Source organism: Bacteroides gallinarum DSM 18171 = JCM 13658 (genome assembly GCF_000374365.1).
Classification (GTDB): Bacteria; Bacteroidota; Bacteroidia; order Bacteroidales; family Bacteroidaceae; genus Bacteroides; species Bacteroides gallinarum.
Genome location: NZ_KB894173.1, coordinates 1 through 23,251, shown reverse-complemented (window position 1 = coordinate 23,251; position 23,251 = coordinate 1). Strand labels below are relative to the sequence as shown.

Here is a 23,251-nt window from a genome sequence, read left to right as displayed (position 1 = left end):
ATGAAATCAAAGAAAAAAGTAACCAGATTCTTGACTACTGATCCATTTGAACCGACAGACAATAGTGTTTACTTGGAATATCGTTCGGAAATGGAAGAAAAACTGAAAGATCCAAAGAACCTGACCTGTTCTTTTGTGATTGAACAGCTAAAAGGAATGTACAACTATTACCGCTGGGATGTTTTCTGTTGGCTTATCCAGAACTATCCTTTCCATGATGAGGAGGTACGTTCCCTGTTCAAGTTCTCATGGTTGTTCAGTGCTCCTGATGTGAGAGCTACAGAGTTGTTGAATTGCTATATAGACAACAGATTGCTGATGACTGAACTGGAGCAGAAGGAACTGGGTAATCTGCCATCAGAAGTCACTATTTACAAAGCAGTTCCCCTTAGAGACATGGAAGTGTCTGACAATGAAGAATGGGATCCCGGCTTTGATTGGAAGTGGTCTTTGGATTTGAGGAAAGCAGCGTTTATTGCCCATTCCCTGAAAGATGATTATATCGTCATATCAACGAAAGTGAAGAAATCAGAAATACGGGCATTGTTTCACGGGGTTGATGCCACTTATGAGCTGATTGCAGAGGGAAATTGTAAGGAGAGAGATGAGTATGGAATAGAAACATACTATCCAACAGAATATTTAGAATCCCATCCTTATCTTCACGAGCCTATCACGGAAGAGGGAATATATCAACGCTGTGGATTTTAGCCAGACCTTGAATAAAGTAAGTATAGGCGCCTGCTTACTTTTAAAATAATCAATGATTTATGGAAAGACTTGTCCTGACAGGAAACTCAGTGTTTTCTGCCATAGTCCTTCTTATGCCTGAAAATATCCCGGGCATAAGATGTAAGGGACTTAAAAACAGGAGGATATCAATAATAAATTTAAAAAAGACAAGAAATAATGAGTAGTAACAGTAAAATCTCCTGGACTGAAACCACCTGGAATCCTGTAAGTGGTTGTAGCCCAATCAGTGAAGGATGCAGGAATTGCTATGCAAGAGTAATGGCCGGACGTCTGAAAGCGATGGGGCAGACCAAATATCAGAACGGCTTTACTCCGGCCATACATCCTGAATGCTTGAACGAGCCATTCGGATGGAAAGGTAAAAAACTTGTGTTCGTGGCAAGCATGGGCGACCTCTTCCATAAAGACATCCCTTTTGACTTTATAGACAAAGTTATGGAAGTCGTCGGTCAGTGTCCCCGGCATACATTCCAAATCCTGACTAAACGGGCTGACAGGATGTACGGGTATTTTTCAATCCGCACCATTCCTGAAAATGTCTGGCTCGGTGTGACAGTGGAGAACAGGACGGTGAAAAGCCGTATTGATTACCTGAAAAAACTGGATGCTCCGGTACGGTTCCTAAGCTGTGAACCTCTGCTGGAAGATTTGGGTACACTGGATTTCTCAGGAATAGACTGGGTTATCGTTGGTGGTGAATCGGGAAACAGGGCAAGAAAAGTGGAAAAGGACTGGATTCTGAACATCAAATCCCAATGTGATGCAACTCCGGGTGTAGCCTTCTTTTTCAAGCAATGGGGTACTTGGGGGGCTGATGGTGTAAAACGCAGTGCCAAAGAGAACGGATGCCTGCTGGACGGCAAAGAATATCATGCTTATCCTATCCCAAGAAAGATAAATCCATAAGTGAGTAATTAACCAATGAAGCTGGGGCCTTTTCATGGGTTCAGCTTCATTTATAAAAAAATATAATGAAGAGACAGAAAGAAATACTGGAAGAGATCCTTTCCGTACTGTACAAAACGGACTTCAAGAAAGCTTATGCCTCGGACTTGTATGACAGATGTGAGAAAGAGAGCGATCCGGATGTGAAAAAGCTGTTGCAGGATAAGATTTATTCCATTCAGATTACCGATGAGATCAGGTCTGTCCTTATTTCCGAAAAGGTGAAGGAGACTGCTAAAAAGACAGGTTATGGTCTGGCGATCAATCAGGACAGAACCGCATACATATATAATAAGGTGTATTGGGAGGTTATACCCGAACTTGAATTGAAACACTTCTTTGGTGAGGCCCTGAAGAAAATGGGAGTGGACAAATACACCGCCATGAATGTCAGGATAGCGAATAAGCTCTATGAACAGGCCTGCTACTCTCTCTATAACCCGGTCGAACGGGAACAGGGTGTGATAAAGATCAATCTGGGCAACAAGAGCCTTATTCTCAGTGATGATGGAAGTGTGAAGGAGCAGGAGCATTCGGCTGATGATTATTTCTTCTATGTCCTTCCTTATGAGTATGATCCCAAAGCAACTTGTCCCATGTTCCATAAGTTCCTGGAGGAAGTATTGCCCCAACCGGATGTCAGACAAGTATTGAAGGAGTTTGTCGGCTGTTGTCTTAATTCTGATATAAAACTGGAAAAGGTCTTATGCTGTATCGGAACCGGAGCAAACGGAAAAAGTGTATTCTTCGAAACGATAATGGCTGTATTGGGAGAAGAGAATGTCAGTTCGTATAACATTAATTCCCTATGTGACGATAAAGGTTACTCCCGGATCATGATTAAGAACAAGCTTCTGAACTACAGCAGTGATTTCAACGGTAAGATATGGGGTAACGGTATCTTCAAACAACTGGCCAGCGGGGAACCTGTTGAAGCCAGAAGACTGTATCAGGAACCGGAAATGGTGAAAGGATATGCAAGGCTGGCCTTCAACTGCAACTCCATTCCGACAAGCTCAGACAGCTCCTATGGTTTCCGAAGGAGACTGCTGATGATTCCTTTTAATGTAAAGATAAGCAGGGACAAGGCTGACCCGGAGCTTGCCAAGAAACTTCGGTCTGAACTCCCCGGTATCCTGTTATGGGCTATTGAAGGTCTGCAACAGTTTATCAGAAATGGAAAGAAACTCAGTCATTCTCCCACTATCGAAGCTATGGATCAGGAATATAAGGAAGATACAGACAGCGTTGCCATGTTCCTGACTAACAAGAATTATATCCCTTGCACTGATAAATTCGTGAAACTGGGAGACCTCTATAATGAATACAAGGATTACTGCAAGGCTAACAGTCTTCGTTCCGAGTCAAAGGTAAATATGAAGAGTAAGCTGAAAGATGAAGGATATACAATCGAGGAGAAGGATAAAAAGGCTGCAAAGGTCGGTATAACGAAGTCCGTTCCTTCTGTTGTCCCTCCATCCACTCCTTTTGATTCTTAAAACCTTCTTTTCTTTCCCACCTCAAGAAGGAGAGAGCGGTAATGTCGGGGAAAAGCGGGGAAACAGGTCGGAAATGATGTTTTTTTATAACTTTTTCAATTTTATCTGTTCAAAAATTAATCAAAAAACAGGTTTTATAGTTTCCCCGCCCCGCTTCCGCTCCTTTTCCGCTCTTGAGGGAGGGAAGAGGAAAGATAAAATACTTACCAATTAATATTTAAAGTATGGAAGCAGATAAAAAAACTGAAGTAACAGTATTTAAACAAAAGCCTTACAGTGAGGAATATATTACCCCTCTGACCGGTATGAAAAGATTTAGAGTCATGGAATATCCTCCGAACCATGTTGATATTGATCTGGTATTGGATATTATCAGGCAGGAAAAGTTGAAAGCCGGGATTGATACGATGAGAGCTTTCCATGCCAGTGATCATCCAAAGTATTCTGAACTTAAAGAGAAACTGCCAATCTGTCTTTTTGCCGGAACATTCGGAAGATTCTGTAATGATGCCCTTATCACTCCTTCCGGTCTTGTCGTCATTGATTTCGACAGGATACCGGTTCAAGAGCTGTCTGATGTCCGGAATATGCTGATAAAAGATCCATATACCTATGCCGCATTCCTTTCTCCTTCCGGCAGGGGATATAAGGTTCTTGTCCGTGTTGCCGATAATATTGATAATACAAGTCATAATGAATATCTTGATGCTTTGAGGGATTATTATAACTCTCCGTTCTGGGATGAGAATTGCAAAGGGATATCAAGGGCGTGTTTTCTCAGCAGTGATCCCGACCTTTATCTGAATCGGAACAGCAAAGTATGGACGGTCAGAAACCCCGGTTCCCTGTCTCTTCCTCCTCCTTCTTCGGCTAACCCAATAGAACCGTTGGAATTCAAAAGCGGTTCCCCCGGTGAGATTGATAGGATCATAAATTTTCTGGAAGGTGGATTCTATAGATACCCAATGACTCCTGGAAGAAGACATGACTCGACCTTCAAAAGAGCCAGGGAACTTGCTGAGTGGGGATTATCAGAGAGCATTGCTTATGCGAATTTGAAAGAATATATAGCTCCTGATTTTCCTGAAGCAGAACTGGGACGTGAAGTCAGGAAGGCTTATGAGTGGGTGGACGGGAAAGGTAAAATCGGCAGTAAATATAGAAAACTTTAAAATCATGAACTACAGACGTTTATTACGGAATGTAATTAATTCTATTTCCCTAGAAAGTATTCCGGATACAAAGGACGGTATTGTTAAGGTTTGTAACGATATACAACAGACAGCAATAGGTATCAATCATCCGTTCCAGACTTTTGAGGACCAGTGTGTCTATTGTTACACCGGAACATATTGGGTAAGGATTGAGGATTTTGACCTGAAAGTCTTTCTTAAATATGCCTATGAAAAGATGTCCGGAAATAAAATCAAAGCTTCGCAAAGGGAAACCGTAGAAGGATTGTTCAAGCAGTTTCCATATACGGTCATGGGCCTGACAACGGGACAGGACAAGGAGAAGATAAATTTCCTCAACGGTACGCTTGAGCTTAAAACCGGGAATCTGATGCGGCATTCATATCAGGACTATTTCAGGTATGTTCTTCCTTATAATTATGATCCTGACGCCACGTGTCAGCTGTTTATGAAGTACCTGGACAGAGTGTTGCCGGACAAGGATACTCAGAAGGTGCTGGCTGAATATACAGGTTGGATTTTTACCTCCCTGAAACTGGAGAAGTGTCTTTTTCTCTATGGTTCAGGACGGAATGGCAAGTCCGTGTTCGTTGATATTGTCGAGTCTCTCCTGGGTAAAGAGAATATTTCCCATGAATCCTTATCGGATATGTGTGGCGGGAATGGAGACAGAAGCAGGGCTAACCTGTCAGGGAAACTGTTGAATACCTGTTCTGATGTTGCCCCCAACGCTTTTTCAGGAGATATATTCAAACGTATCGCAAGTGGAGAACCGATCAGTACCAGGTTGTTATATAAGGATGTGGCGACACTGACAGACTATGCCAAGATGATTTTCTGCCTGAATGAGCTTCCAAAGACCAATGACAAATCGAACGGATATTTCAGGAGGTTTCTTATTATACCTTTCAATATCCAGATTCCCAAGTCGGAAGTCGACCCGAAACTGGCAGAAAAAATAGCCTCCACTGAACTGCCCGGCATCATGAACTGGGTACTTGAAGGAAGGAGACGGTTAATAGCTCAATCCGGTTTTACAGAATCTTCCTTATGTCAGAAGCAATTGGAAGAATATCGTTATGGTAGTGGAATACGGAAAAAGGTGAATCTGATCCTGCCTGAAGGGTTCAGGTTATAGAATTAAAAGGGAGACCGGACGATTATATGCCCAGTCTCCCTTATTTGGGATTATAAATTATGAACCAAATCTTCCCTAATTGATTCGCATAATGTATTGTAAAGAATCCGTTTATTTTCGGGAATATCTTCTGCTGAAATGCTGAACAATAACAAATAGGATTCTGGAATTTCTAAGGCTTTACATATTTTGATGATTGTATTTTTTTCAGGAAATGATTCTCCTTGTTCTATACTACATAAAGCATTTGCCGATATATCACATAATTTTGCCAACTCTTTTTGGGAAATTCGTTTATTTTTCCTAAGTATTTTTACAGCATTTCCTAAATTCATGATTCTAAGTATAAAAATTATTTCAACGAGAAATATTTCAATATTTCAGGGCTTATTTCGATCAGCTTGTATACTATCAGTAAAAAGGTATTCATATCAATCACACCATATTGTTTGATAATTTGAATGGATTCCTTCTTACATTCTTCTGACAGATTACTATTTTGTATCTCAAAAATTATTTGTTTTTTGTTCATATTCTACAGTTTTATCCTGCTATTGGTAGTGGATATGAACTGATTCCAATAGCATTCGATTGGTAAATAAAAGAACAATCACTCTTAATTACAATACTATTGGAATCTTCATCTGATCCTGTAGAGTAGATATGGTATCGTGCTGAGATATAAATATTCCTTATTTGGAAATCTATATGCCATTTGAGTTTACTATATGTAGACTTTGCTACATAATGATAACTATGTACAATATTGTCTAAAAGTTCATCTATTCTTTGTATGTTCAGTTCTTGAATGATAGATTCATAAGAAACACTGAGACATAATGCTGAATAATCTATATAAGAAAAGCTATCATCTTTTTTTTGCTTTCTCACTACAACATGAGCAAGTAAATTTAGATAAGATGAACAGGTCGATTTGGAGGATGTTTTTCTTTTTACTTTATCAATGAAAGTTTCTTGTAAATGCTCTGTATCTATATCAGACCATTTTAAAGATTCTCCCTGTAAATCTATTTTTTTAAAGAGTTCAATAAATTGATTAAAATTGCTTAGTTCATTTTGAGTCAATCTACCAATGTTACGAAGAGAACTAAAAAAATAACTCCGGATCTTGCGAATATAGGCTTCCGCAAAAATCTCAAGCCCTTTTTCATCTATACAAAGGCTTGCTGTATCATCAATATCATCGTATCCATTAGCCCTTAGCAGAGAAGTTAATGCACACATTGGCACATTCATAACTTCCTGTATAATGTCTAAAGAAGTTTTGAATGTACCAATCCTGTCTTCAATTGATATTGGTGTAATATTCTTTATTTCTAAATGAGTAATCATTAAATTTGATTTTACGTGACAAATATATGATAAAGATATATAAAATCAAAATAGAAGCAGTAGAATACAATATAAACTTATATTTCCAAGAATAGATTAAAGGTAGCAACACAAAAGTAAGTTGATTCATGTATTCTCGCTATAAAAAAAGAAAGTCGCTACACTTTTCAGTATAACGACTTTAATAAAATGCGGTAATATAAAAAGCAATATTCACTATTTCCAATGACTTATCCGTTCAATTTATCCAGTCCACTACAGTATTTCCCTTATAGCCCTTTTCCCAGACAAATCAGGCATAGGCGATTGCATTTCCATTAATTTGAACTGCTGTAAAATCTCCCCCTTTGGCTACAACAGCACGGGAAGAGAAGACGTGGATTTTCAGTGGAGGATTGGCCTGAAAGAACGGTTTACGTCCTTTTCCCTCCAAGAATGTAAGTTTCAGGAACATGGCTATCCTGGTTCCTTCTTCGGATATTTCCAGGGCCTTCTTTATGGATTCCAACGCAATCTTGTAAGGTGGATTGGTAATAATATCTCCATGAGTATTTTCAGTAGCTTTCAGAAAGTCGATGCCACCCGTACCATAGCCCCGGTTTATCAGGTCCGTGGAATAGACTGTTTTACCCAACTTTATCATCCTTTCAGATAGGTGTCCCATTCCACAGGCAGGTTCCCATATAGTATTGGAAAATGTTTCCACTTCAAACAACCTGTCTATGGATTCAGGAAATGTTGCATAAAAATCATGTTCCTCTCTGATTGTATCGGAATGATTGGATGCTCCGATGGTTGTATATATTGTTTTCATAGTTAATCGGTTATATTTATTATTATCTACGCTACCATCTTTCCACCCCACTGAGCAGCCATTGCATCCGCTATTCCTTGAAATGTCTTGCTCCTCAGCTTTCTCCTTTCTTCTGCCGGTACACCCGAGAAAAATATGTCAGTAAACCATTTGGGAGACTTGTTGCCACTTTTTGCAGTATAGACCTCACCTTTTCCGACTATATTTGTCGGTATCAGCAGAGGCAAGTTTTTTAGCCATAAACATGTCTTCTTACTCGCTTCATGACCGAACATCCACGGCTCTATTATCTGATCAGGCCTTCTCCATCTTGTACTCATAATTCCGACAGGATTCTCAATAGCCAGTTTGTCTACTCCTATTTTTGAAACCTCCATGAAAAAACAGACTGCTTCTTCACGGTCTTTGGCTCTATCGGGGAACTTCGGATGTGGTCTTCTCTGGTCTATCGGCAAATCCTTGTCGTCCGGGTGATAGTACCATCTTGTACCGCTTACCGCCAGGAATGTACAAGGCGGATGGGCTATGATTAAATCCCAGTTAGTATCAAGAAAATATTTGGTTCCGTTTTCCAATGTTCCACCACGATTGGCTATCACATCGAACATATCTCCTTTGAAATGATACTCCGGATGTCCGCCACTGCATCCTTGAAGGTCACAACTGAAAGCATTATGACCCAGTCTTCTGAAAGCCAGACATACGGCCTGGCTTTCTTCACAAGCTATCAATACATTCATAGGGATTAGAAGATTATCTGCATTAAAATTCTGTCAGAATAGCATCTAATGCCTATATGTTCTACTTTCTGATTGAGTTCCATGAACATCAGTAGTTTGTAGAATCTGATGAATGCAGGTATATCCGTATAGAAATTTTTCCCGGCAAAATGCAGTGGATAAATCATCGGGTATCCTTCAATCTCCAATGGTCGAAAAGCAGCGATTCCTAATCCGGTAATCAAGTTACAATCCGTATCATAGATTCTCGGTTCATTCGGGTCCTGTATGAAGTCCCGAATAAACACCATTCTGATTTCTTTCTCACTGATTTCTTTGATTCTGAATTGGGTCATACCCGATGTCGTTTCATCAAGGCTGTTTTGTACCAGCTTCTCCATTTCTTCCACGCTCATTTCAGTGTGTAAATACTCACCGTTTGCAATAAAATAATTTTTCATAGTTCTTTAGATTTAGTCTTTTGTGATTTAATAGTTAATGTAATATTCAATTCTTTTTTCAGGTAGGATGCCAGCCCCGTATAAGTATCTGTCCGTTTCCTTTCTCTCGGCATGATTGATAAGGCTTCTTGGAGAGTGAGTTCAATACAGAGTCCGGTTTTAAAATCACCTCTGTATCTGTTTCGAAGTGCTTCAATGTCTTTTCTATATTTTTCAGGAATTGGTTCCGGCGATACTGCTTTTTCGATGACATCAGGTGCAATAACTGTTTCCTGACGATTGGGCACAGGCTCCCGCTCAATACCCAATATTCTGCCTATCAAATCTTCAAACATGCTGCTTGATGTTTTATTGTTTCAGATATTAGGTCTTGGGCCGATAGAAATAGCAAAATCACTGTTTGGAGAGATTTGCATTTCTATCTACCTTTACACACAGGAAATAACGTTAATCCTATATAATAAAGGATTAGAAATTAGGGTATAAAGATTGTAGGAAGAACACAAAACAGGCGGTAATCAGCTTAAAAACCCTACCTGTTCTTTTTAAGAATCATAGAAATACGAATAATCAAGTTAAGAATGATGATTTCTAAAAGAAAACTTTTTAGTTTATTAGTATATGTACTAATAATAGCAGGATGTTGTAATGTTGAAAAACAGATAACCTCTAGTAATAAACCTACTTTGATACGGACTAAACAGACACAGGATTCCCTATGCCGTAATTATTCTATTCCTGATACACACTTATTATTATAGGAGAATCAACTTATAAAGTACTGCCTGATTATAAAGCGTTGGTAGGTCTGAAAGAATACTTTGATACAGTGAAGGAATGCGGCACAGGCTGCGCTGTAATCCCAGACTGTCTGATCGCCTTTATGACGATAATATCCTTAGGCATAAACTTCATTTCTACCTGTTTGTTAACTCACGGGGGTAAATCAAGTAAACGGTGGAACGGTGTAAGGAACAGACATATCCCGTATGAAAACAAATGCTTATATCCGAAAAACCTCTTCGGAACTGTCGGAGATAAAACCCGATGAACCGGTCAGCCATAGAGGTTTCACCGTTGAAGGACTCCATTTGTAGACAAGCTGAAAGATTGTCTGGTTCTTCAGGAAGAATCCTGCCCGGATGAATTTCTTTGGTTCATCCCCGGATCAGCCACCGTCTATGAATAAATACTTGTTGTCCGTTTTGCTGTTGTTATACGGTGTTATTTATCTCCAGCACCGGTACGCCGTCTGCCTGAAAGAAGAAAGAAATCGCTGCTGGTTCAATAATACCGCTTTGCTGTCCGATACGAAATCTTTTTTGGGGGGACTCAACGGGAATGGCTGCCGATACGAAGAGGCTTTGTCTGGAGATAGACGAATACAAACATTTCCGAGCAGGGGATGCCGCTGCCATCAGTTGTCCTGGCATACACTTCATCTCAGACTGCATAGATTGAATATAAATGTTTCATTAAAAACTATGGATATGGTAAAATTGAAAAAAGCAAAGGCTGGTAAAGTACAAGGTTTCTTTAAACTGGTTGAGGTGCGTATCCGGCACCTTTATGAACAAGACAAAGGAAAGACGGCTGAAAATTATGCCTGCGCCCTTTCCCAGTTCAAACAATTCAGAAAGGGACAGGATATTCCAGCCGGGGAACTATCCGTGAACCTGATGAAAGACTTTCAGAGCTATCTAATCGGGAAGGAACTTAAAATGAACACGGTTTCCTTATATATGCGCATGTTGAGTGCGACATATAATTATGCGTTGGACGAGGATATCATTTTGGAGGACAAACGTCCGTTCCGCAAGGTGTTTACCGGACAGGAGAAAACCCGGAAACGGGCCGTGAAGAAAAATGTAGTGAAACAGCTTATTCAAGCCGATCTGAGTACGGATCAAAGTTTGGAGTTTTCCCGTGACATGTTCCTGTTCAGTATTTATACGCAGGGAATGGCTTTCGTTGATATAGCGTATTTGACTAAAGACCGGATACGCTATGGAGGCATCGCTTGCCAGCGTCACAAAACAAACCGTCGGCTGAATATTATCCTCCACCCTTGTGCACAGGATATTATTAACAAATGGTCGGTGAAAGATCCGGATTGTCCTTATTTGTTTCCTATATTGTATAATCCGAAAAAGAAAAAATACGGTAAATATTGTAGCGCACTCAGAATGCACAACAAGAGACTGGCATGTATTTCCGACCTATTAAAAATAGACAAACCGTTAAGTTCATACATCGCACGCCATACATGGGCTTCGCTCGCTAAGTCGAATGGCATAAAGGTTCCCGTTATCAGCGAGGCGATGGGACATACCAACACAGAAACCACAGCGATTTATTTAGCTTCATTGGATTTGAGTGTAATAGCCTCTGCAAATAAAAAAGTTATTGCATCTCTTATGAAATAGCTGATTTAGTTTGACAGAATATAACAAAAAGACCCTTGTCCTTTTGAGAAATTAATCAAAAAAATATACTTTTGTGTAAAGTAAGAGAGCTCACTTTTTCCCTAAAAGAATTCATGAGCATATAAATAGTATTTCTCCCTCTTTCTAAGAGGAAGAATTTGTTATCCTTTTCCGGCTGCAAAGTTGGGCATAATCAATGAGATAGGTGGTCCGAAAATTGATTAAAAAGTTACGTTTTCTTATCAATGAAAATTTCAAGGGATAAGATTGGCACTTTCTCTTTTCATTATATGTCTGATAGAATTTTGTTTATCAGAAAACCTCCTTGTTCCATTCTTCCGTCCGCTCTTTTCTCATTTCTGTGGGTGTTAGTCCAAAATGTTTTTTACAAAAGGCTATCAGATGATTCACTGTGAAAGAATATTTGAATGCTATTTCCGATATGGGTGTATCGGTCATTAGAATATCACTGTATATCCTTTCTTTTTTTCTATCTCTCAACCATTTGCCGACAGATATGTCAAATGTGTCCCTAAATTTTCGATTGAAATTGGACGAGGACATATTCAATAGGCCTGCCAGTTCTCGGGCATTGGCTGCCTGCAGATAAGTCATCAGGACTTTCGTCTTGAAATCATAATCCTTCCCCAATATAGGTGCAAATAAAGCGGACAACTCATCTCTTCCGTAGAAGCAACGCAATTCCAAGAAGATGGTTTCCATTTTTAATTTCATGTAGTGAATACATAGTATTTGCTTATCCATAACATCCTTAATTAATTGCAGTTCACGGAAAAGGATTTCCGTGATAGGTAGAACAACGAATGTCTGTTCTTGATTTACCATAGTCGCATAATGTGCCAATCGGCTTAGTGTAACCTTGTTACATAAAGCCATCTCGTTGCCGAAAGAGCATCTCATTATTACAGAATGAGATGTTGCACGGATATAACAACTACCACCTGCCGGAACAAGAAACATATTGCCACAGGAGATGGATTTTTCAATACATTTTCCTATGGTAACCAAAACGTTTCCTCCCATAATGAATACCAATACTGAACGTTGCAAATCTTTACGGATTAAAAGTTTTTCTGCCTCTAATTCTACGACCTTCATAACAATCTGGTCATCCGTTGCATAATTTACACAACCAAGATGCTCATGTACATGCTGCAATTTACTTGTATTCCTTATCTGTCCCATTGTTTATTGTAATTAAGTTTACCCTAAATAGCAATCTGTTTACCAACGCTTTAAGCCAGTCAAACAAGGCTGTTTCCCCGAGTTCAGTCCCCCTCTTAGAAAGAGGGAGACTTTTTTAGACTATGCTTGATGTAGTCACATGATTGAAAACAAGGCAATTATAGCGTTATGAAACGTAACTTTAAACATCGGGCTGAATTCAGTTTTCAGCCAAGAGAAAACAATATGAGAGCTTCCCTGAAAATGGTGTGGGTGATACTGTGTCAAAAGATATTTGCGCCGATGAAATCCGGAGTCATGCACTAGCATGAAAGGCTGCTGGATAAAGGATCAGAAAAAACAGTATTAAAATAAATATGAAAATGTGGTCTGAACAAGCTGAAATCACAAGAAATGAGAATACAGAAAGTATCTGTATCCACTTCGTCGAAGATGGTTCTCCTGCAGCTTTTGGAGAATCGGCCATTCGTCTGCACAATTATTTCCCTGAGCTGATTCTTACTGAAGTGCCATTGTCTGAGGGTGGTACATCCCAAATGCTTTGTGGATTTACTCTTGAATCGGTAATTACAATGTTTCAAAAAAGATGCCCAATATTGATAGATGACGAATACATGAAGATTCTGAATGTATAATTAAGACTATGAATTAAAAAAACAGATAACCGATAGCATGACTAACTCTGTTCGTTATCCGGATTGGTTATTGCAAATGTTTGCATATATAGTAGGGATGGATGTGGAAATCACGGAGAATGAGATAAACTAAACGTAGTAGATATGAGAAAAACCTTGATATTGTTCATTTTGTTTTATGGTGGAGTGGTGCTCGCGCAGGAGATGCGCGATTCCGTCCGGGTCTATTTCCGTCAGGGAAAGTCGGAGTTAGACATGTCCTTCCGGGACAATCGCAACGCCTTGGAAGGTATACTGAAACGGCTGTGGGAGAAACGGGGCGATACATTGAGTCTCGACCGTATCGTGTTTGTCGGTGGGGCTTCGCCCGAAGGCGGCGTGGCAAGAAACAACGAGCTGTCCGAACAGCGTGCCAAAGTGTTGTTCGACTACCTCTCGCGCTACGTATCTCTGCCCGATTCGGTAATGACTACCGAGTTTCTGGGGCGTAACTGGAAGGGGTTGCTCCGGCTGGTCGAAACCACTCCCGAAGTGCCTTACCGGGAGGAGACCCTGGAACTGCTGCGGGAAATCTGCGGGCAGGCCGATGATGCTGCCGACCCGCTGACCCGCCTGGTACGCTTCCATGGTGGAGTACCTTATTACTATATGTACCGTAACCTCTTTCCCAAGTTGCGTACCTCTCAGGTACAGCTCCGTTACAAGCGTGTCGAGCCTCCCGTTATGAGGGATACCATCTGCATAAGAGATACGGTCTGGTTGCGTGATACGGTCTATATCGAAGTACCGGTAGAGGCAGAAAAGAAGCCGTTCTATATGGCACTGAAAACCAATATGCTCTACGATGCCGCCCTCGTTCCGAATATCGGGGTCGAGTTTTACTTAGGCAAGGGCTGGACCATCGGCGGCAACTGGATGTACGCCTGGTGGAACAGTGACCGCAAGCACAACTACTGGCGTATCTACGGCGGCGAGCTGGACGTAAGAAAGTATTTCGGCAAGAAAGCGAAGGATAAACCGCTCACCGGCCACCACCTCGGCGTGTACGGCGGCATTGTGACCTACGACTTCGAGTTGGGCGGCAAAGGCTACCTCGGTGACAAGTGGAGCTACCATGCCGGTATCGAATACGGCTACTCGCTGCCCGTGGCCAAGCGGCTGAACATCGACTTCGGCATCGGCATCGGCTACCTCGGCGGCGAATACAAGGAATACAAGCCCAACGACAACCACTATGTATGGCAGGAGACCAAGCAACGCCACTGGTTCGGGCCTACAAAGGCTGAAATCTCACTCGTATGGCTGATTGGCCGAGGCAATACCAACAAGGGGAAAGGAGGTGCGAAATGAGAAAGAGCATTTATACGGCGATTTGCATTTTCGCCTTGACAATGACCGCCTGCGAACACAAGGATTTATGTTACGACCACCCGCACACGACGGATGTGGATGTGGTCTTCGACTGGAACTATGCTCCCGACGCGGAGCAGAACAACGAGGTGGAGAGCATGTGCCTGTGGTTCTATCCCGTCGATGAAGGCGGCAACCGCACGGGCGAACCCATTTACCATAGCCTGAAGGGGATGAAAGGTGGAAAGGTCAATATCCCGATAGGGCGTTACGAGGTACTCTATTATAACAACGACTACGAACGGGTACAGTTCCGTGGTGTGGAGGCTTTCCTGACGCACGAGTGCTACACCCGTAGCACAAGCATCTCGGAAGCGCTTGCCGGAGTCCGAGGTTCGGACATGCCCCGTGCCGAGGGCGCGGAGAACGAGCCGGTACGGATCACTCCGGACAAGATGTGGGGCGACAATGCGATGAATGTCGAAATTACCGAGGACGGTTTGAGCTACTGGTTTATCCGCGATGGCGAGACAGAAATCACCACCATTGACAATCCCGACAATATTTTCCGCCTGATGCCCCATGAGCAGGTATGCGACTACACCTTCGAGGTGCGCAACGTGGAGAACCTGAAATACGCCACGCAGGTGAAAGCCTCGCTTTCGGGTATGTCCGGTTCGGTGTTCTGCGCCCAGGAGAAGCTGACGGACGAGTGCGTCACCCTTCCTTTCGAGGCTTCGTCGGACGGCGTATCGACCATTACGGGGGCGTTCCACACCTTCGGTCACCATGACGCGAACGACGAGCGGCACCTGCTCACCGTCTATGCGTGGATGGAGGACGGTAACGGGGTGTATGGTTCGGTCGATGTGACCGAGCAGGTGGACAAGGCGAAGGACAAGCGCAACGTACATATCGTGGTGGACGGTTTCAAACTGCCCAAACCTATCACTAACGGCGGTGGATTCCAGCCCGACGTGGAAGAATGGAAGCCGGTGGACGAGGTGATAGAAATGTAGAACTATAATAATGTCAAACTTTCAGATTATTTTTTTTGAGTTATGAAAAAGCAGATTTTCTTTTTGGCCGTGGCAGCAATAGCCATGGCATCGTGCTCGCAGGACGAGACGATCGACATCAACGAGGGTAAGGGTATCGGTTTCCGCACCTCGGCAGACAAGATTACGCGCGGTACCGAAACCAACAACAGCAACATCACGCAGTTTTACGTGACGGCGTTCGACACGGAGGGTGACAAGTATTTCGCGGACCAACCGTTTACGGGTACACAGAACACTATGTTCACTTCCGATCCGCTGTATTATTGGCCGGGCGATAACAGCCTGTTGACGTTCCGTGCATACGCTCCGGATGCAAAAACAATCGGTGGCACCATGTCGCTCAACCTGGCAAACGGCAACAACACGCTGAGCGGATTTTCTCCCGCAACTGTAATCGCCAATCAAGTGGACCTTATCTATGCCACTGCTACCGGCAATAAGGAGAATAACGAGACTACGGGCGTACAACTGAACTTCTCGCACATGCTCTCGCAGGTTAGCATCAAGGCCATAAACAATAATAAGGGTTATAAGTACAACGTAAAGGGCGTGAAGATTGCCAATGTTAAGAAACAAGGCGACCTCAGCTTCGACAAGGCGGTATCGGAAAATGACAAGGCAAGCGCATGGTCGAACTTTTCAACCGAGAAGACCAGCTACACGGTCACGTACAACACAGCCATCTCTTTGGGTGAAACGGCAAAATCCATCATGACGAAAGATGGTGATAATGCCATGCTTATCCCGCAGCAGTTGACTGCATGGGACGGTACGAATGGCGATACTGGTACTTATCTGGCTGTACTGGTAAACATTGAGACCAAGAGCGGTGCGCAGGTTTATCCGAAGTACGACGAAACAACTGCTGTCGATACTGAAAAATACGCATGGGTAGCCGTAGGCATCGACACGAAATGGGAGATGGGCAACCACTACATCTACACGCTTGACTTCTCCGAAGGTGCCGGAAAGCCCGAACCTGATCCGGAAAAACCTGATCCGGACGAACCGGTTGATCCGGTTCTCGGTGGCCCGATCAAGTTCAAGGTCAATGTAACAGGGTGGATAGAAAAGACGGATTCTCCCGACCTGTCTTGGGATGCGGATAAGGATGACACCACTGATGACGGTAACTAATGACTTTTTGTCTGTCTGAACCGATGACGGACAAACATACAGGCCGGGCGGGGTTGAATGTTCCCTTCCCGGTCACTAAGACGCTTTCCGGCAGATTGTCGGAAGCGCAAACCGAAAAGAATGAAAAAGAATGTTGCGATATGATGGAACGAATAAGACAACAGGTATTTACAGGGACACTCCGCAGGGCTGCGCTACTTCTTGCCGTAGGCTCGCTTCTCGCCTCCTGCTCCAAGGAGTACGACGGGCCTATTTCCTCTTCTGCAGAGAGGGAGCTGCGCTTCAGTGTCTCGCAGCAGGGAGAGGCGGGTGCTGAACGGGCGGCGACACGCGCGATGCCCGTCGAAACGGACGATTTTCATGAGTCGTTCGGGGTTTTCGGGTATTCCTATCCTTCCGGTTCGGAATGGACGCAGGCTGCCCCCAAGTTCATGTACAACATCGAAGCCTCGAGAGAGGACGGAACGGATTATGCCACCGCCGACACCTATTTCGTGCCGGGCGAAGGGACGGACGTGACCTTCCTTGCCTACGCTCCCTACGAAGCCGAGGGGCTGACTGTCCCGCAGAAAGAAATAACCGGTGCTCCGACGTATGCCTACACGGTACCGGCGGACGTAACCAAACAGTCCGACCTGTGCTTTGCCGCATCCGTTACCCTCAATGGCGGAACGGAAGACGGTACGGTGAAGCTCACTTTTGCCCACGCGCTGACAGCCGTGAGCTTCATCGAGGGCAGCGAAATGGCTCAGGGAACCATCACCGGCATCTCGCTCAAGGGACTGTACGGAAGCGCTACATACAATACGGGCAACACGGAAACAAACAAGTGGACGAGCTTTTCCACACCGGACAGCGAATTTTCACAGATGCTGAACGTGTCCGTACCGAACAGTGAAGGCAAAGCTATCACCACTAAGGAACAGACCTTCATGCTGCTGCCGCAGACCTTGGGTGACGGTGCTGAACTCGTAATCGACTATACGCCGCAAAACGAAGAGCCACGTACTCTGACCGCTTCCCTCAAGGGCAAGCAATGGCAGCCGGGCGACCACGTAACCTATACCATCAAGATTCTTGATGACAAGTTGGTAATCGAATCCGTAAAGGTTACGGAATGGGGTGTCGGTCAGGAAATAAACGTTCCCATCACACGTTCCTACGCTCCGGAAACACTGAAAGTGGGCGACTATTTATACGCGGACGGTACATGGTCCGACGGCGGACTGCGCCGTATCGATGCGGGTGGCTCGTATGTGATAGCCGCCCCGAAACCCACACCGATAGAGAACAAGCAAGTCGTCGGTATCGTCTACCTTGTCTATGACGAGCATCCCGACCGCTTCGGAAAGGAAGAAAAGGCCACCTTGCAAAGGCTCGGTATCGAGCCGCACGGTCTGGTCATGTCCGTAAAGAACGTCGCGCTCTTAGAGGAATGGGGGCCTGAGGGAATAGATGAAGAATTGAATAAATGCGAAACGAAAGCCGATAATTATAATGACATCAGCGGCTTGTATAACTGCAACCGCATTAAGACGAATCGCGGCAGCTTCGACGTTTACCCCGCGTTCAAGGCTGTGGACGACTACAACGAGAACTGTCCGGTTGCCAACACGACGGGCTGGTATCTGCCGGCTTCGGGTCAGTGGTGGGACATCATGCAATATCTGGCCAAAGTTCCCGGTTTGTCCGACCCTGCCCAACAGTCGGACACAAATGATATCGGAACCGGAGCAGAACCCCGAAGAACTTACGAATGGTCTTCTCCGCACAATCCAGTGGTTGCACTGAACGCATGGATGGTGAAAATTGACGACAGCGATAAAGATGTATTCAACAGTGACAAGGGCCAATGGTTTTGGTCATCCTCGGAATACAACAATAAGCACGCTCGGTTCTGGCAAGTAATGAATAATTCTAAGACGAGTTGCATATATAACTACAAGGAAGGCTCCCAAGACGTGCGCCCCGTCCTTGCTTTTTAACCGACAAAAACGAAAACGATGGTAAGATATAACAATCGACACTTTTCAGGGAGACCGGCGGGATGGCTGCATCTTGTCGGTATGCTGTTGGCAACCCTGCTGTTTGCCGCCTCGTGCAGCAACAAAGATATATTGGAGGACGGTACATACCCATCCGGCAGTATGAACTACTCGATTACCGTGTCCGACGGCGGCTTTGCGTCGGTAGACGCACCGCAGACCCGTGCCGTGGAGAAAGGATATGCGACCGAGTTTACGAACGGCGACCTTGCAGGGCTGTATGCGGTAGATGCGGACGGAGTGGTAAAGCTGAAGAACGTGAAGGTTACGGCGACCGAAGACGGTACCGGCGAAATCGTATGGTCTCTGCCCGAGGGCACATCCCTTTGGCATAGTGATGATATGAATTATTTCCTGTACTATCCCTATCAGGACGACATGACGGATAAGGTGAATGCAAACTCCACGGCTTCGGCCGAAGGTTTCTTCGCCCCGCTTATCGAAGACTGGCAACCGAAAGCCGACCAGACCGAATATGCCGCCTATACTGCTTCCGACCTGATGGTGGGCAAGGGTACGGTAGGCACGGTGGAAAACCATGTCGTACCGCTTTCTTTCGCACTGATGCACTGCATGGCGCTGGCCGTTGTGGAAGCTCCCTGCACGCGTTACCACATCACCACTTACAATTCGGAGAAAACAGAGTGCGATATTACCATCTACTCGCACACGGACATCGGATTTACCGGCGATACACAACCGTACTTCTACTCATCTGACCACTGCTACCGCTATATCGTCCACCCCGAACGGAATTTTACCCTGACTGGGAGTTACACGGACACGACTAACGAGTACGTTTACGACTTCACGGTGAAGAAAGGCGAATCCGACCTAAAGGCAGGGTTATACATGCGCTACAAAGTGGCCGAAGGATTGAAGATGGAAGAAGGCGACTACCACGAACTGGGACTGGTGCGCGTCGGCGACCTGTTCTGTCCGACCGCAAACCGCTCGGACTGGTATCTCGTGCCTCACGAGGTAGAAGAGCTTACCGAGAACGACGAACCTTCCGGTATCGTGTTCCAGACCGACAAACGCCGCTTCGGCACTGCCGAGAAGGACTTCTTCGGGGGACGGGAGAAGATGCACGGGCTGGTCGTGTCTGTAAAGTTTGGAGTAACGGAACCGAAAAACTATTGGTCTAATGACGGGGAGGATACGGGACTGTATAACTGCACGACGCTGGGGGACTGTTACAACAATATCAGCGGCTTATATAATTGCAGGTATATCAAAAAGCAGTATGGAAGTTTCGATAGATTCCCCGCTTTCAAGGCGGCGGACGAGCACGGGAAAATCTGCCCCATACCCGACGGCAATAAGACTACGGGCTGGTACCTGCCGGCTTCGGGCCAGTGGTGGGACATCATGCAAAATTTGGGCGGTGTTCAAGAAATGGCAGAAACGGAGTACCGGACTTCACAAGAAGATTTAAGTAGCACTCCTACAATAAGGCCGGAAGATCAGAAGGAAGATATTCTTTCTGCAATGAACAAGTGGATGGAAAAAATTTCCGAGGAAGACAAAGAGGAATTTGGCAACGGTTATACTTGGACTTCATCGGAATATAACGCAAAGTCGGGCGTAAATTGTAATCCGAGCAAGAATAATATAACATTTAGCACTGCCCAGAAAAACTTAAATTCCCGTAGTGTGCGCCCCGTCCTCGCTTTCTGACAGGAAACCGAGATTATGCCAAATGGCGGCCATCGAAAACATGGCCGTCATTTTTTATGAAACGTACCGCATGAGAACCAGTTCTTTTCTCTTCTTCATGATAGGCCCCGTTCTATCCTATAACTAACTACAAGATAATCAGTGCTATCCGTAGAGAAATAGCATCCCGTCTTGACATCGATTCCATTTAGGACTTCCCTGCCTCATACTGGAAACCTTATCTCGAGAATCTTCACGTGTGTATGACCAATGCCACATACTATGAAAGCCATATGCGTTCTCCTACAGAGATGAAGTTACTTTGGGAGAGCATCGAATGGCTTTGCCAAAGGGATAAGATTCACAAGGAGTACGGTACTTCACTCAGATGTACACAAGATTATCAGAAGCGGCTTTCCATAATCAGAAAAGTTCTTGTACAAGAAATGGAAATGTTTGAAGGGCGGAAGGTCAGTGGCCGTATTGCCAGTATTGACCGTCATTATGTACGCCCTATCATAAGAGGTAAGGAAACAATATCTGTCGAGTTCGGTACAAAGGCGGGCAACATACAGATAAACGGCATATCGTTCATCGAACACGTCCCGTTTTCAAGGCATTCAATGAGGGCATATATCTGAAGGACTGTATCCGCATGCGACAGAAGCCGATGAACGTGAGGGTGAGATGTGTCGCTGCCGATTCCATATACGCAAACAATGCCAACAGGAAGTTATGTAAAAATATGGGATATCCACATCCTTTGTACGCAAGGGAAGGGCTGTAAAGGACGAGCCGTTGAGGAAGGTTCTCAGAAGTGAACTCTCAAGGCAGAGAGTCATCAGGCTTGAAGGCAGTTTCGGTACGCAAAAACAGAATTACTCACTATCAAGAATCAAGGCACGGAACAGGAAAACGGAAATCTTGTGGATTTTCTTCGGAATACATACGGCAAACGCTATACTGATGATTGGCAAAATCAGAAACAGACAGAGTAAAGCCGCGTAGCATGATTTTTATGACAGAATCAGAAGAAATTGTAAGGTTCCTTCCGGAACATCATGCCCAAACGGATGAGGTTGTAGGGAGAGGATAGAAAAATTACAATAAAAAAGACATATGAAATGACGATGGGCTGTCATCTTCATATGCCAGCTTATTTTTTAGGGGCATTTACTGAATATCCCATCTTATGTCATAAAAAAACGTTAATAAAATCATGCGGTTATAGTTTTGTTATATTTGCATTTATAATAATGACGGAGGGATAAGGATAGAAAAAATATGCGGGTCGGTCGGAGACAGGAGCCTGTACGAAGTATGAGTATGGTACATAACCGTAGGACAGGTGTTATAAAAAATAGTCTTTTCTACCCCATTTTCCCCTCTTCTTCCTTTTGAGGTAGGGAAAGAAAAGTGATTATATTCACTTTTTCAGATTTGCAATTTTATATCATTTCTCATATCTTTACGAGAAAATATATATGTACTATGAACGACATTTCATTTATTTTATTCAATCCATTAAAAGATAAAGTAGAAATGGTTCCGGATTTGCCTGGTAATTATATTATAACCTTACGTAAAGATTCTAACCTGCCAAATATAGGAATAGATATTACTTTTCATACATTTCAGGGAATGAATGTAATTTATACAGGATTGGCAGGAAACAGTTTACGGAATCGGGATGTAAAAAAACATTTTAATGGTAATGCAGGTACTTCTACACTGAGAAAAAGTTTAGGTTGCCTATTTGGTTATAGCTTGATTCCAAGAGATAGAAATTTTGAAAAAAAATGAAAAGACAAAATTTAATCCAGAAGATGAAAATCAATTAACAATATGGATGAAACATAATCTCGTGGTATTCTATTATCCAAATGAATATTATAAAAATCTCGAAGAAGAGCTAATCCAGAAATACAATCCTCCCTTAAATTTAGACAAAAATCGTAATGCTGTAAACAAAGAGTTTAGAAACGAATTAAGTCTGCTTAGGAATGCGGGATTACTTTTAACTGTCAGCACCATACCTATGGTAAACATAAACAATAAGACCCAGAAAATTAATGGACATGGACTATATGTTGAAATATGGAAACAAATACAGCCTTTTATTATTACAGCTATCAGGAAAGGACAAGATTCAAAAAAAATTGGTTCTGCAATTTTTAAAAACGTAGGTAATAGAAAAAGTTCCGGATATGCTTTCAGACTAGATATTTCTGACACTGTAATTCCCTTAAAGAAAGGTTCAGCCGTAGCCCGTGACTTAAAAAAGGTACTTGAAACCAATTCGGAATTTAGAGAGATTGCAAAAGGCAAGTCAATAACGATCAGGATGAATAGTGATTGTGAACTTTTTGTGACCGTTTTTAATGTAATTCTGGAAGATTTTTCTTAGAGCCTTATACAAAGGATCTTGGGAGGATTACCTATTTTTGAGGTAATGATTTAGCAACCGTGTTATCTGCTGCGTTCTATCTTGAATTGCTTTCATGTAACCCATTTCATCGTCGAAGATGACAGAATAATCCGATAACGCGACATACATCAAAGAAAAAGATAACTATTGATTTAGGGACATTCAGTAAATAATATAAAATCAGCCAACTAATTCATACACAAAATATTGCGAATTAGCTGGCTTTTTTGTATCTTTAGGTATTCCCCCGCAAATAAGGTTTGAAGGCCAAAACGGGGGAAATTCCCCGACTAAGATATGGCTAAGATACAAAATATTTCCGAAATTCACCCAACTTTGGGCTTCACAGAATTTGATGTTCTGGAAAAATACCGCAAAAGTTTTAATGAGAGTGAGCTTGGCAGGCTTCACTCAGTGTTCCCGTTTGAA

23 protein-coding genes and 1 pseudogene are annotated in these 23,251 nt (G+C 43.3%); 16 read left to right on the top strand and 8 right to left on the bottom strand.

Annotated elements, in window-relative coordinates; genetic code table 11:
* From C233_RS0120030 to C233_RS0120010, 6 genes are all read left to right on the top strand, one after another.
* Positions 1-711 (top strand): hypothetical protein (locus tag C233_RS0120030; RefSeq protein WP_018665966.1); only part of this gene is annotated, 711 nt, incomplete at its 5' end.
* A 59-nt stretch (positions 712-770) separates the two neighbouring features.
* The gene (locus C233_RS24310; RefSeq protein WP_154656048.1) at positions 771-917 is read left to right on the top strand and encodes a hypothetical protein; all 147 of its coding nucleotides are present in this window, start codon (positions 771-773) and stop codon (positions 915-917) included.
* Positions 910-1,659 carry a phage Gp37/Gp68 family protein gene (locus C233_RS0120025; RefSeq protein WP_026314705.1) on the top strand — a complete coding sequence of 250 codons (750 nt, stop codon included), beginning with the start codon at positions 910-912 and terminating at the stop codon, positions 1,657-1,659. Before C233_RS24310 ends, C233_RS0120025 begins: the two co-directional genes overlap by 8 nt.
* A 65-nt stretch (positions 1,660-1,724) precedes the next feature.
* Positions 1,725-3,197: a DNA primase family protein gene (locus C233_RS0120020; RefSeq protein ID WP_018665968.1), complete on the top strand. Its 1,473-nt coding sequence runs from the start codon at positions 1,725-1,727 to the stop codon at positions 3,195-3,197.
* Between the two features lie 224 nt (positions 3,198-3,421).
* The gene (locus C233_RS0120015; protein WP_018665969.1) at positions 3,422-4,369 is read left to right on the top strand and encodes a BT4734/BF3469 family protein; all 948 of its coding nucleotides are present in this window, start codon (positions 3,422-3,424) and stop codon (positions 4,367-4,369) included.
* Positions 4,370-4,373: 4 nt separating this feature from the next.
* On the top strand, positions 4,374-5,528 hold the full coding sequence (locus C233_RS0120010; RefSeq protein WP_244149087.1) for a DNA primase family protein: 1,155 nt from the start codon (positions 4,374-4,376) through the stop codon (positions 5,526-5,528).
* Between the two features lie 50 nt (positions 5,529-5,578).
* Here the strand turns inward: C233_RS0120010 and C233_RS23850 are convergent, their stop codons facing one another.
* From C233_RS23850 to C233_RS24635, 7 genes are all read right to left on the bottom strand, one after another.
* Positions 5,579-5,863 (bottom strand): helix-turn-helix domain-containing protein, encoded by a 285-nt coding sequence (locus tag C233_RS23850; RefSeq protein WP_026314945.1) that lies wholly within the window; start codon positions 5,861-5,863, stop codon positions 5,579-5,581.
* A 208-nt stretch (positions 5,864-6,071) separates the two neighbouring features.
* Complete coding sequence (locus tag C233_RS0119995) at positions 6,072-6,881, bottom strand: hypothetical protein (RefSeq protein WP_018669288.1); 810 nt, start codon at positions 6,879-6,881, stop codon at positions 6,072-6,074.
* A gap of 292 nt (positions 6,882-7,173) precedes the next feature.
* Positions 7,174-7,695 (bottom strand): hypothetical protein, encoded by a 522-nt coding sequence (locus C233_RS23020; protein ID WP_018669287.1) that lies wholly within the window; start codon positions 7,693-7,695, stop codon positions 7,174-7,176.
* 26 nt (positions 7,696-7,721) lie between these two features.
* Complete coding sequence (locus tag C233_RS0119985) at positions 7,722-8,435, bottom strand: hypothetical protein (protein ID WP_018669286.1); 714 nt, start codon at positions 8,433-8,435, stop codon at positions 7,722-7,724.
* A gap of 5 nt (positions 8,436-8,440) precedes the next feature.
* Positions 8,441-8,875 (bottom strand): hypothetical protein, encoded by a 435-nt coding sequence (locus C233_RS0119980; RefSeq protein ID WP_018669285.1) that lies wholly within the window; start codon positions 8,873-8,875, stop codon positions 8,441-8,443.
* Positions 8,872-9,210, bottom strand: a complete 339-nt coding sequence (locus C233_RS0119975; RefSeq protein ID WP_018669284.1) for a hypothetical protein — start codon at positions 9,208-9,210, stop codon at positions 8,872-8,874. The genes C233_RS0119980 and C233_RS0119975 overlap by 4 nt, the downstream gene beginning before the upstream one ends.
* Positions 9,211-10,089: 879 nt before the next feature.
* Entirely contained in the window at positions 10,090-10,308 is a 219-nt protein-coding gene (locus tag C233_RS24635) for a hypothetical protein (protein ID WP_167321144.1), read from the bottom strand.
* 57 nt (positions 10,309-10,365) lie between these two features.
* Here C233_RS24635 and C233_RS0119960 point away from each other — a divergent pair, with 57 nt between their 5' ends.
* The gene (locus C233_RS0119960; protein ID WP_244149086.1) at positions 10,366-11,301 is read left to right on the top strand and encodes a site-specific integrase; all 936 of its coding nucleotides are present in this window, start codon (positions 10,366-10,368) and stop codon (positions 11,299-11,301) included.
* 312 nt (positions 11,302-11,613) lie between these two features.
* On the opposite strand, the gene C233_RS0119955 is transcribed toward C233_RS0119960, so the two are convergent.
* The gene (locus C233_RS0119955; protein WP_018669281.1) at positions 11,614-12,507 is read right to left on the bottom strand and encodes a helix-turn-helix transcriptional regulator; all 894 of its coding nucleotides are present in this window, start codon (positions 12,505-12,507) and stop codon (positions 11,614-11,616) included.
* A 362-nt stretch (positions 12,508-12,869) separates the two neighbouring features.
* Here C233_RS0119955 and C233_RS0119945 point away from each other — a divergent pair, with 362 nt between their 5' ends.
* The 9 genes and pseudogenes from C233_RS0119945 (at position 12,870) to C233_RS23315 (ending at position 22,801) form a co-directional block, all read left to right on the top strand.
* Positions 12,870-13,142 carry a hypothetical protein gene (locus C233_RS0119945; protein ID WP_167321143.1) on the top strand — a complete coding sequence of 91 codons (273 nt, stop codon included), beginning with the start codon at positions 12,870-12,872 and terminating at the stop codon, positions 13,140-13,142.
* Positions 13,143-13,286: 144 nt separating this feature from the next.
* Complete coding sequence (locus tag C233_RS0119940) at positions 13,287-14,492, top strand: DUF3575 domain-containing protein (RefSeq protein ID WP_018669279.1); 1,206 nt, start codon at positions 13,287-13,289, stop codon at positions 14,490-14,492.
* Positions 14,489-15,511: a DUF5119 domain-containing protein gene (locus C233_RS0119935; RefSeq protein ID WP_018669278.1), complete on the top strand. Its 1,023-nt coding sequence runs from the start codon at positions 14,489-14,491 to the stop codon at positions 15,509-15,511. The genes C233_RS0119940 and C233_RS0119935 overlap by 4 nt, the downstream gene beginning before the upstream one ends.
* A gap of 42 nt (positions 15,512-15,553) precedes the next feature.
* A complete protein-coding gene (locus C233_RS0119930) occupies positions 15,554-16,690 on the top strand; it encodes a fimbrillin family protein (protein ID WP_018669277.1) in 1,137 nt (378 codons plus the stop codon).
* 23 nt (positions 16,691-16,713) lie between these two features.
* The gene (locus C233_RS23335; RefSeq protein ID WP_018669276.1) at positions 16,714-18,675 is read left to right on the top strand and encodes a fimbrillin family protein; all 1,962 of its coding nucleotides are present in this window, start codon (positions 16,714-16,716) and stop codon (positions 18,673-18,675) included.
* Positions 18,676-18,693: 18 nt separating this feature from the next.
* Positions 18,694-20,415 (top strand): fimbrillin family protein, encoded by a 1,722-nt coding sequence (locus tag C233_RS0119920; RefSeq protein WP_026314943.1) that lies wholly within the window; start codon positions 18,694-18,696, stop codon positions 20,413-20,415.
* A 107-nt stretch (positions 20,416-20,522) separates the two neighbouring features.
* Positions 20,523-21,402, top strand: a pseudogene (locus C233_RS24925) (transposase); the annotation flags it as partial.
* 483 nt (positions 21,403-21,885) lie between these two features.
* Positions 21,886-22,197 carry a GIY-YIG nuclease family protein gene (locus C233_RS23320; protein ID WP_018669273.1) on the top strand — a complete coding sequence of 104 codons (312 nt, stop codon included), beginning with the start codon at positions 21,886-21,888 and terminating at the stop codon, positions 22,195-22,197.
* Positions 22,184-22,801: a GIY-YIG nuclease family protein gene (locus tag C233_RS23315; RefSeq protein ID WP_018669272.1), complete on the top strand. Its 618-nt coding sequence runs from the start codon at positions 22,184-22,186 to the stop codon at positions 22,799-22,801. The genes C233_RS23320 and C233_RS23315 overlap by 14 nt, the downstream gene beginning before the upstream one ends.
* Positions 22,802-23,251: the final 450 nt, after the last annotated feature.